Raw genomic sequence first — 10623 nt, 5'->3', positions numbered from 1 at the left:
GGGGTTACCCGGCAGGGGCATGGAGGTGACGCAGGTGACGTACTTGCCCTTCTGCGTGATCGGCATGGACCAGCTGTAGCCGTGGTTCACTCCGAGACCGGGCACGGCGACGTTCAGCTCCGGGCGCGGCACCGAAGCGGTCGAGTAGGCGACGGTGTTCGAGCCATTCGGCAGATAGACGTCGATCTTGACCTGGTTGGAGGTCGAGAGAGAAGAGGCGTCGGCGGCCCAGCCGGTGAGGGCGAGGGTGCCGCCCGTTGCCGTGGCCTTCTCGTACGCTCCGACCGGAGCGACCGGAGGCCCCATGGGCACCGGGCCGAACCAGTTCTTGTACAGCGTGTAGAAGTTCAGGTTTCCGAACGCCGAACACGTGTCCGGGTTGCCGTTGATGGCCGCCTGGTTGGGCTGGTAGGGCGTGTAGTAGTAGAGAGCGGCGGTCGCCTTGTTGCGCACGACCACGTTCGACGAACCGCAGGCGGCGTTGGGGGAGAAGCGAATGGAGCTGTTGCCTCCCACGGGGTACCACGTAAAGAAGTTGCTCGTACCCGGCGGGTTGCCGTAACGCTTGAACTGGTACGCCGCCCAGTAGACCTGGTTGTAGAAGCCGGCGTAGTTCGCGTCGCAGTCAGCGGTGTCGGGGCACGCGTAACCGGTGGCGGCCGCGTATTGACGGGCGCTGGGCCAGCTGTCCGTGATGAGCGACTGCTCCTTCTGGAGCAGCACGAGCATCGCCTTCTGGCTGATACCGCAAGCGACGCCGACCTTGTAGATAATCGTTGCCGCCGACTCCACGCCCCCGCCGTTGTAGGCGTTGCACATCGCGCTCGCCGGGCGGGACGTGGTCATCGTGGAGTAGTCCTTGAGACAGACGTAGCCGGCCCTGCACGAAGAGAGCATGGCGTTGAGAAAGTTCTGCACGGAATCCGCGTTCGCGGCGTTGCCGTCGTAGAAGAGCTCGTCGCTGATGATGAATCCCGGATCGAAGCCGGAGGCAGCCAGCGGCGATACGAACGGCGAGAGGGAGTTGTGCTCAGGAACCTGCGACTGCAGCTTCTCCTGCGCATCCGCCTGTGCGGTGAGCTCTTCCGTGCTGGAATCGGGCGTGACGAAAGGGTCGGCAGCCTGGAAGCCGCCGGGGTCCACTGGATCGACGGGATCGGAGGAACCGTCGGTCACGGGGGCGTCTGCAGGAGGAGCAGGCGTGTCTTGGGGAGCAACCGGCGCCGTCGTCGACGTGCTGGTCGGTTCGGGGGTCGGCGTCACTGTCGACGCGGCTGCTGCCTCGGCCTGCACCAATCCTGTTGCGATCAGCGCGATGCTGACGATCGCTGACACCAATGTCCTACGAATATTCCCCATGCGTGTGATGTTACAGTCACACGGCCTGCAACCGAAAGGATGCGTTAATAATCCTCGATTGCGCGGAGTCGGTCTGGCGCATCCCGCACCGGTGTCGGTATCGTCACCCAAGAGGGGGTGTCTGAGGTCATGGGCAGAATTCGATTGGGGCGAGCGGCCGCCGTGCTTGTCGTCGGCCTGTTGGCAGCGGTCGGGTTGAGCGCCGTCCCGCCCTCGACTCCTCCGGCCTGGGCAGCCACGCAGGAAGACGAGGTCTTCGCGCGTGTGAATTCGGAGCGCTCGGCGAACGGGCTCCAGCCGCTCTCCCGCGACTCGACCATCGAGGCCGCCGCAGAGCAATGGGCGCAACACCTCAGCGACTCCGGAACGTTCGAGCACAGTTCGAATGACTGGCGGAGTGCCCGGATCCCGGCCGGCTGGAACTCGCAAGGCGAGAACATCGCCAGGGGATATACGAGCTCGGATGCCGTGATGACCGGCTGGATGAACTCCGACGGGCATCGCCGCAACATCCTCAGCAGCAGTTACACGCGGATCGGGATCGGCTACGTGGCGGCCGGCAACTACTGGGTACAGATCTTCGCGGGTTACTCCGCCGACACTCGACCGCCGCTGTCCGCGGGTATGCCGACCCTCACCGGAACGCCCGCCGTCGGGCAGACCCTGACGGCACAGACCGGCACCTGGGGTCCCAGCCCCGTCTCGCTGTCCCTGCAGTGGTTCAGGGGCGGCACCGCGATCGCCGGAGCGAACGGAACCACGTATACGACGACCTTCCTCGATGCGGGCGCGAGGCTGAGCGTCTCGGTCACCGGCACCAAGTCCGGCTACAGAACCACCACAGTGTCGAGCGCGTCGACGGCCGAGGTGGCGACAGACAAAGTCGTCGAACGCATCGACGGGTCCGACCGCTACGCGGTGTCCGTGGCCATCGCAACGAAGGCCTACCCCGGCACCGCCCCCGTCGTCTTCGTCGCGTCGGGCGAGAACTATCCCGACGCGCTTGCGGCGGGTCCCGCCGCGGCAAAAGAGGGAGGGCCGCTTCTGCTGACGCCGGGTTCCTCATTGCCGCCGTCGGTCGAAGAGGCGATACGGCGCCTGGCACCAGACCGGATCGTCGTCGTGGGCGGAGTCAAATCGGTATCAGAGGCCGTGGTGACCAGACTCAAGACGATCCAGAGCGAGGTCGACAGAGTCGCCGGCGCGGACCGGTTCGAAGTGTCTCGCAACCTGGCCGTCCGGTCGTTCAGCGATACTCCTCCGTCGCGGGTCTATGTCGTGACGGGCAACACCTTTGCCGATGCACTGAGTGCGGGGGCGGCCGCGGCGGCGCAGCAGGTTCCGGTCATTCTGGTCAACGGGGTTCAATCCTCGGCTGATGCGTCGACCCTCGACACGATCTCAGAACTGGGGGTGACGAAGGTCACCATCGGCGGAGGCCCCAACTCCGTATCGCCGGGCATCGAGGCCTCACTCGCCCGGTTGTTGCCCGACACCACGCGGCTCGCAGGGGCCGACCGCTATGTCGCTTCCCAGGCGATCTCCCGGGATGCCTACCCCGGGACGGCCTCGCAGGTGCTGTTGTCGACAGGGCTGAATTTTCCGGACGCGCTGGCCGGCGCCGCCTGGGCGGGAGTCATCTCGGCACCTCTTTACGTCGTGCCGGGAAACTGTGTGCCCCGAGGTGTTGTCGAGGAGATCTACCGGGTGAACGCCTCGACCGTGTCGTTGCTGGGAGGGCAGGCCTCGCTCACGCCAGAGGTGAAGAAGCTGGCCGTCTGCGGGTGACCTGCGCCTAAGACCCCGCTCGGGGCAACTCGGTCGTCGGCGGCTTCAGCGCGAGCCCTTGGCGCCAGCTGAGCGAGTGCGCGGCCTTCACCATGCACATCACGAAGAACATCCACCCGTACTCCACGAGAATGACGCTCTCCGCCGCGCTCGTCACGAGCAGCACGATGAGGATGAGGGCCGGCCACATGTAGATGACGCTCTTCTTCGACGTCGCCAGGATCCAGGAGCGCACGAGCGCGAGTCCCACCATGCCCACGAAGATCGCGAGGCCGATCAGCCCGACCTGGAAATAGACATCGATGAACGCGTTCAGGCCCGACGTGTGCTGCCGGTTGCCCACGAAGTCGAGGGCGAAGAACGGCGACACGTTGGGCCGCCACAGGCCCACCCAGCCCCAGCCCTCGAGCTGGTTGTAGTCGATCAGGTTCGAGAGCTGGTTCCAGATCTCGAGCCTGTAGGTGAATTCCGCCCGGGCGCCGACGATCGCGAGGATGCGTGTGCGCACGAAGTAGGCGCTGATCGTTCCGATCACCAGAATGACCAGCATTCCGATCTGCAGGCTGCGGCGCAGCTCGGGCCTTGCCCGGCGCAGCGCGAGAACGGCCAGGGCGGCCACGAGCACGATCACGGCGACGCCCAGCGAGATGGGGGAGCGGGAGCCGATGAGGAGCACCCCGGCCAGAACGATCGAGTACAGGCTCAGGCCGCGTTGCACAGACCGCGTGTTGCGCTCGACCAGGAAGGTGACGAGAGCGATCAGGGCGACGAAGCCCAGCATGTTGCGCGATCCGAAGATGCCCTGCAGCGGTCCGCCGTCGTCGAGGTTGCCCTGGATGCGCAGGAACGCGATCGGCAGGTCGAGCAGCAGGCCCGACAGGATCTCGAGCGCCAGTGAGGCCGTGAGCAGCACGCGCATGACGTCGCCGACCGCGCGCACGATCTGGATGAGGTCGCGCACGAGTGCTACGTACAGCGCCAGGAACGAGAACGTCAGCTGGTAGACGACGCCCGTGATGCTCGAAGACTGGTACCTGCTCCACACGATCGTGATGGCGCACCAGCCCAGAAACACGAGGAGCGACAGGGGCAGAACGCCGTGCCAGTCGAGGTCCTTGCGGCGGGCCACCAGAGACACGGTCGCGAACACCACGAGGGTGCTCAGGATGCCGACCAGCCCGGCCCAGCCCATCGTCGCCTTGATGACGTGCACGGAGAGCGCCGAGCCGATGGCCGCCACCGACAGCGCGGCCGAGAACCGCGGCGAGCCGAAGATCGCGGCGACCACCGCCCATCCGGGGTGCTCGGAGATTCTCACCGCGCGAGGCCGACCCGTCGCGGCAGCACCGGCGCATCCGATTCGACGGGGCCGCCGTCGGGCACGGTCAGGTCGATTCCGGTGGCGCCCACGTCGAGTCGGGTCTTCAACGCCATCAGCGCAAGGAGGGCGAACCCGCCTTCGACGAGCATGCGCGATTCGACGAACGACTGGGCGACAAGAAGCGTGAGGATGAGGGCCGGGAGCAGCGTGACCGGAACGAACGGAACGGCCGTACCCCGGGCATCCAATTGCTCATCGATCGCGAACCACCATGACCGCCAGCACGCGCCGACGACCGCGCCGATGAAGAGCACGAGCCCCACGATGCCGAGCTGCAGCCAGACGTCGAGCCACGCGTTGTGGGCCTGCAGGTAGGTCACGCCCTTGCGCTCGGCGAGGTGGGTGAACGGCTCGACCCACGGCACCCAGTAGCTGACCCAGCCCCAGCCGAACGCGGGACGTTGCTGGGCGAGCCCGGTCACGGCGTTCCAGATGTCGAGGCGACCCGTGAGGTCGGAGCTCTTGCCGAAGAGCCGGAGGATCTGCGACGAGAATGCTCCCACCAGAACGGCGATCGCGGCGATGCCGGCGGCGCTCGAGACGAGGACCACCCGGCGCTGCTGCTGGTTCGACCGGCGCATCAGAATCAGGATGCCTGCGGCGGCGGCCACGATGACGAGCACGGCGATGGCCGTGGTCGAGCGGGTGAGCGCCAGCGTGGCCACCGCCACGGCGATCCACGAGTACGAGCGTGCGCGGCCCAGCGACCTCGACGTGAACTCGAGCGCGAGGCAGACGAGCGCGATCACGGCGATGAACGCCAGCAGGTTGCGGTTGCCGACGATGCCCTGGATGGGGTCACCCGTGAAGAGGTCGGCCTGGCTCCAGAAGAAGGCGTCGGGGAGTTTTCCGTTGCCGTAGTCGACCCAGAACGGGATGATCGGGTGGCGCACGAACACGGCCACGATGAACTCGAAGAGCAGTGACAGGCCGAGGATCCAGCGGGTGGCGCGGCCGAGGGCGGTGAGGATGCGCGGCCATGACATCGAGGTGGCGAAGAAGATCGCCGCGATCACAGGGCCCGCCTGGGCGACCAGGCCGAGGAGCGTTGCCCCGGGGTAGAACGACCACGCGATAGACACGACCGCGAGAGCCAGGAAGGCGGTGAGCCCGAGCGGGACCCGACGTGGGGTCAGCTGGCGCCAGCCCTTGTCACGGGTGATCAGCACCACCAGGGTGATCACGATCGCGAGGCAGAGGGCGGCGAAGCCGTACCAGCCGATGAGGTTGCGCCAGAAGTCGCCGGCGAGAAGCGTGAAGAACGTGAGCACGGCCAGCGTCGAGCGGCCTGTGCTGGTCACGGAGTTCATAGAGGCAAGACTACCGATGCTCGTTCCCTGAGCCTGTCGAGGGGGTCGGACGTGCGCTGCCCCGTTCCCTGAGCCTGTCGAAGGGATCAGCCCTTCGACAAGCTCAGGGAACGAATCACTACACGAACGCGGCGAAGCCCGTGAGCGCGCGGCCCACGATGAGCGTGTTCATCTCGCGCGTTCCCTCGTAGGAGTACAGCGCCTCGGCATCGGCGAAGTGCCGGGCCACGTCGTAGTCGAGCACGATGCCGTTGCCGCCGAGAGCCTCGCGGCACCACGCGACCGTCTCGCGCATCCGGGCCGTCGCATATGCCTTGGCGAGCGCCGAGTGCTCGTCGCGCTGGATGCCCTGATCGAGCATCTGCGACACGCGAACGACCATGCCGAGGCTGGCCGTGATGTTGCCGATCGACTTCACGAGCAGGTCCTGGATCAGCTGGTGCGACGCGATCGGCTTTCCGAACTGCACGCGCTCCTTCGTGTAGCGCAGGGCCGCTTCGTACGCGCCGATCGAATTGCCGACCGCGGCCCAGGCCACCTCGGCGCGGGTGAGGCGCAGCACCTTGGCGGTGTCGCGGAACGAGTTCGCGTTCTGCAGACGCAGCGACTCGGGGACGCGCACGTCGGTGAGCGTGATGTCGGCGTTCTGCACGATGCGCAGGCTCTGCTTGTTCTCGATCTTCGTGGCCCGGTAGCCGGCCGTGTCGGTGGGAACGATGAAGCCCTTCACCTGGTTGTCGGACGTGTCCTTCGCCCAGATCACGGTGATGTCGCTGAAGGTCGCGTGCCCGATCCAGCGCTTCTCGCCGTTCAGCACCCACTCGTCGCCATCGCGCGTCGCCGTGGTCTTGAGGCCCTGGGCGGAGTCCGAGCCCGACGTGGGCTCGGTGAGACCGAACGCGCCGACGACCTCTCCCGCCGCCATCCGGGGCAGCCACTCGGCGCGCTGCTCGTCGGAACCCGTGACGCTGATCGCGCCCATCGCGAGTCCGTTCTGCACGCCCACGTGGGTGGCGACGGATGCGTCGATGCGGCCGAGTTCGAGGGCGACGAAGCCGCGGAACACGGCGGAGTTCTCGAACGGCTTCGTCTCGTCCCAGCCGAAGCGGTAGACGTCGAGGTCGGCGAGGCCCTTCACGATCTCGTGCGGGAACGTCGCCTTCTCCCAGTGCGCATTCACGACCGGCTTGACCTCGTTCTCGAGGTAGCGGCGGATGCCGGCGAGGGCGTCCTTCTCCTGGTCGGTCAGCATCGACTCGTAGCCGTAGAAGTCGCTCGCGAGAGGTTCCAATGACATGTGTGCTCCATTGCTCAAGGGTGTTCGGGTGCAACTCAATCAGCGAGGCCGCCGCCGCTCCAACTGATTGGTAGTTTGGGCTAAGACTCGGCAGGCCGCACCGGGCGACGTTGTAGGTCGCTCATAATGCTGCCCCCGGGCTGTGCTCCTCCCCGGCTTTTCAGAAAGGCGCCCGACGTGTTCGTTGGCATCACCAATACTCCCCGCGACTACTCGTGGGGGTCCACGACGGCGATCGCCGAACTGCTCGGAATCCCGTCGACCGGAGGGCCGCAGGCCGAGCTCTGGCTGGGGGCGCACCCCGGATCTCCTGCGCGCATCGTCGACGGATCGATGCGGCACGGCGTCGACGACCTCGCCGAGTGGATCGCCGATGACAGGGAGACGGCCCTCGGGGCGCACGCGCAGCTGCCGTTCCTGCTGAAGATCCTCGCCGCCGACGGGCCGCTGTCGCTGCAGGCGCATCCCACGCTCGAACGGGCCCGGCAGGGATTCGACGCCGAGAACGCCGCCGGCATCCCGCTCGACGCGCCCAACCGCAACTACAAGGACCCGCTGCACAAGCCCGAGGTCATCGTCGCCCTGAGCGAGACCTTCGACGCCCTGTGCGGATTCCGCCCGGTCGCCGAGATCCGCGACATCGTCGCGCTGCTCGAGACGTGGGACACAGAATCGGATGCCCCGGCGCCGGCCGTTCTCGCCCCTCTCGCCTCGCGGGCGCTCGCCGACGGCGACGAGGGAAGCGTCCTCCGCTCGCTGGTGGAGTGGCTGCTGGGCGGTTCGGAGGATGTCGCGACTCTCGTGAGCCGTGTCTCGGCGCTCGCGGAGGAGAACGAGCCCTCCGCAGCGGGGGAGTATGCGGCGTCGCTCCAGACCGTGCGCGACCTGGCGGTCGAGTACCCGGGCGATCCGGGAATCGTCACCTCCCTGCTGCTCAACCGGGTGACCCTCTCGGCCGGCGAGGCGCTGTATCTGCCGGCCGGCAACATCCATGCGTATCTGAAGGGGCTCGGCGTCGAGCTGATGGCGGCCTCCGACAATGTGCTGCGGGGTGGACTCACGCCGAAGTACATAGACGTACCCGAGTTGCTGTCGGTGCTCGACTTCGAGTCGCTGCCCGTTCCGTACCTTCGCCCCACGTTCCCCTCGGAGGGGGTGGAGGAGTTCCGACCCGGCGTTCCCGACTTCGTGCTGGTGCGCATCCAGACCCGGCTCAACGAGCGCGCGGCGTATCGGCCCGACGGTGCGGCGATCGCGATCTGCACGTCGGGGTCGTTCGAGATCCACGGGGAGCGCAGTGACACCACCCTCGAGCGTGGCCAGTCGGTGTTCATCACGCCCGAGGAGGGTGCGATCACGTTCACGGGAGTGGGCACGATCTTCTTGGCGGCTCCGGGCGCTCCCGCCTGACCGCCACCTCCGCCTTTGGCTATCTGACTGGTTCAACTGAGGACATGTTGCGCAGGGCTGGGGTGTGGGTGCTATTTCATAGGGTGCCTTCGCGGACGGAGAGAGGTTTGTCCTCAGTTGGTGCCACGTCGAAAGTCCCTGAGCTCTTTCGCCTCTGAAACAGTGCGACGGATGACCGCGAGCGTCTCCGGCCACAACTGATAGATGTGTCGCGGCAGGATACGGAGACTCGGCAAGCCTGCTCCGAACGAGGCGAGGACCTTGTCGAAGTCCCACGAGATCTGCGCGTCGTCGCTATGCCATTGTCGGCTGTCGACATCGAGTGGGAGGACACCGTCGATCAGGAGGTCGAACGGGCTCGTGCCAGGAAGTGGGAACTGAGTCTCGACGACGAAACCGGCGCGACGAAGACGCACTCGGACGATCGTTTCATTGCCCGAGTCTGCGGTGGGATCGATCTCTGCCCGAAGGTGCTGCAGGCGGTTGGGAAGATGGCTGAAGAGGAGGGCGACCTGCTCAGCCGTCACGAACCCTGTCCGAAGTGCGGAATCGATGCTCGCTATCGCGTGCTCTTCGCTCTGACACAGCACGGCTTGGCGTAGCGATGCGACAGGCGGCGTGAGCCAATCCCGATGATTCGACGGCCCGGTCGATAGATCCTGTAGTGCCGACCGCTGCCAGTGAACGCGAGGAGCCCCCGGGTCTGCAATGAAGTTCGTGTCGGATCGCGGTGGTGTGGCAGGCCGACCGACGCGCGAGGCTTCAGCCGTGTGCAGGTCGTACGCACCGCGATGAACGCAGACGTGAAGGCGCGTGTCGAGACCCGCCCATACCCGGTTCCTGCGCAAGGCCGAGAGGCAGGCGACCTTGCCGCCGAGACGGACAGCGCGTCTTTGGTCGAGATCGGCCTCTGCTATCGCGTACAAGTTCTGTGAGTCTCTTTGTGAGCTCACATCCATGTGAGGGAGGAGTTGATGGCTGATACTCCCGAGCGGCCAGGCCAATTGAGGACACTCCTCGGTGGGCGCCTGAACGAGTACCGCGCTGACGGGGCAGTGCGCCGCGCGCGAGCAATGTTGTCCTCAGTTAGAGATAGGCGGCCCCCGCGGCGCGTCAGCTCACGAGTTCTCGCACGCAGAAGGTGCGCCGGTAGTTGGCCGGCGTGGTCTGCAGGGTCTTCACGAAGTGATGCCGCATCACCGCAGCCGACCCGAAGCCCGTCTCGGCGGCGACGGCCTCGAGCCCCAGGGTGGTCTCCTCGAGGAGCTGCTGCGCCCGCATGAGCCGCTGCTTGTTCAGCCAGGCCGCCGGCGTCGTCCCCAGATCCGCGCGGAATCGGCGTGCGAAGGTGCGCGACGACATCAGGGCCTTGCGGGCCAGCTCGTCGACGCTGAGGTCGCGATCGAGGTTCTCGAGCATCCAGTCGGTGACGCCCGCGAACGAGTCGCTGGGCTCTGCGGGAAGCGGGGTGGCGATGTACTGGGCCTGGCCGCCGGCGCGCTGCGGGGGCACGACCATGCGGCGGGCGATAACGTTCGCGGCGGCGGCGCCCAGCTCGGTGCGCACGAGGTGCAGCGCCGCGTCGATGCCGGCTGCCGTGCCGGCACCGGTGATGATGTTGCCGTCCTGCACGAAGAGAACGTCGGCGTCGACCTCGATCTGGGGGAACTCGCGTGCCAGCCTGTCGGCGTGCATCCAGTGGGTGGTGGCGCGCTTGCCGTCGAGCAGCCCGGACTTCGCGAGCGTGAACGCCCCGCTGCACACCGTCAGGATCCAGGCGCCCCGGTCGTTCGCCTCATGCAGCACCCGCAGCACCTCGGGGTGCACCGCGCCCTCGATGATGTGAGCCGGAATCGCGATGAGGTCGGCGTCGGCCGCTGCGGAGAGGTCGTTCAGGATCATCATGTCGTAGCCGAGGCTGGTCGGAATGGGCCCGGGTTCTGCGGCTGCGATCGTGAAGTCGAAGACGGGCCCGCCCATGTCGGAGCGATCGATGCCGAAGATCTCGCAGATCACTCCGAACTCGAATGGTGCGACGTGGGGGAGGGCGATCAGTACGACCTTCTTGAGCATGGCTG

Annotated in this window: 7 protein-coding genes and 1 pseudogene; 2 read left to right on the top strand and 6 right to left on the bottom strand. The window is 66.6% G+C overall.

Going from position 1 to position 10623, the window contains the following annotated elements:
• Window positions 1-1335, bottom strand: a pseudogene (locus ASF06_RS12020) (hypothetical protein); the annotation flags it as partial.
• Between the two features lie 153 nt (window positions 1336-1488).
• Here ASF06_RS12020 and ASF06_RS12015 point away from each other — a divergent pair.
• Window positions 1489-3147 (top strand): cell wall-binding repeat-containing protein, encoded by a 1659-nt coding sequence (locus ASF06_RS12015; protein WP_082500895.1) that lies wholly within the window; start codon window positions 1489-1491, stop codon window positions 3145-3147.
• Window positions 3148-3154: 7 nt separating this feature from the next.
• Here ASF06_RS12015 and ASF06_RS12010 read toward each other — a convergent pair whose 3' ends face one another.
• The 3 genes from ASF06_RS12010 to ASF06_RS12000 form a co-directional block, all read right to left on the bottom strand.
• Complete coding sequence (locus ASF06_RS12010) at window positions 3155-4465, bottom strand: O-antigen ligase family protein (RefSeq protein ID WP_235500989.1); 1311 nt, start codon at window positions 4463-4465, stop codon at window positions 3155-3157.
• Window positions 4462-5838 (bottom strand): O-antigen ligase family protein, encoded by a 1377-nt coding sequence (locus ASF06_RS12005; RefSeq protein ID WP_082500894.1) that lies wholly within the window; start codon window positions 5836-5838, stop codon window positions 4462-4464. The genes ASF06_RS12010 and ASF06_RS12005 overlap by 4 nt, the downstream gene beginning before the upstream one ends.
• Before the next feature lie 118 nt (window positions 5839-5956).
• Window positions 5957-7135: an acyl-CoA dehydrogenase family protein gene (locus ASF06_RS12000; RefSeq protein WP_055947188.1), complete on the bottom strand. Its 1179-nt coding sequence runs from the start codon at window positions 7133-7135 to the stop codon at window positions 5957-5959.
• 177 nt (window positions 7136-7312) lie between these two features.
• Here ASF06_RS12000 and manA point away from each other — a divergent pair, with 177 nt between their 5' ends.
• On the top strand, window positions 7313-8545 hold the full coding sequence (gene manA, locus ASF06_RS11995) for a mannose-6-phosphate isomerase, class I (RefSeq protein ID WP_055947186.1): 1233 nt from the start codon (window positions 7313-7315) through the stop codon (window positions 8543-8545).
• A gap of 113 nt (window positions 8546-8658) precedes the next feature.
• On the opposite strand, the gene ASF06_RS19545 is transcribed toward manA, so the two are convergent.
• Window positions 8659-9471, bottom strand: coding sequence for a hypothetical protein (locus ASF06_RS19545; RefSeq protein WP_157439186.1), 813 nt, complete (start codon window positions 9469-9471; stop codon window positions 8659-8661).
• A 187-nt stretch (window positions 9472-9658) separates the two neighbouring features.
• Window positions 9659-10618, bottom strand: coding sequence for a GlxA family transcriptional regulator (locus ASF06_RS11985; RefSeq protein ID WP_055947181.1), 960 nt, complete (start codon window positions 10616-10618; stop codon window positions 9659-9661).
• Between the last annotated feature and the right edge of the window lie 5 nt (window positions 10619-10623).

Source organism: Agreia sp. Leaf244 (assembly GCF_001422695.1).
GTDB lineage: Bacteria > Actinomycetota > Actinomycetes > Actinomycetales > Microbacteriaceae > Agreia.
The sequence above is the reverse complement of the archived record's forward strand: the minus strand, read 5'-3'. Positions and strand labels throughout refer to the sequence as shown.

What these genes read in the sequence shown, in the direction of transcription:
- ASF06_RS12015 (WP_082500895.1), top strand. Translation starts at nt 1,489, where the DNA reads ATGGGCAGAATTCGATTGGGGCGAGCGGCCGCCGTGCTTGTCGTCGGC.
- ASF06_RS12005 (WP_082500894.1), bottom strand. Translation starts at nt 5,838, where the DNA reads ATGAACTCCGTGACCAGCACAGGCCGCTCGACGCTGGCCGTGCTCACG.
- ASF06_RS12000 (WP_055947188.1), bottom strand. Translation starts at nt 7,135, where the DNA reads ATGTCATTGGAACCTCTCGCGAGCGACTTCTACGGCTACGAGTCGATG.
- ASF06_RS11985 (WP_055947181.1), bottom strand. Translation starts at nt 10,618, where the DNA reads ATGCTCAAGAAGGTCGTACTGATCGCCCTCCCCCACGTCGCACCATTC.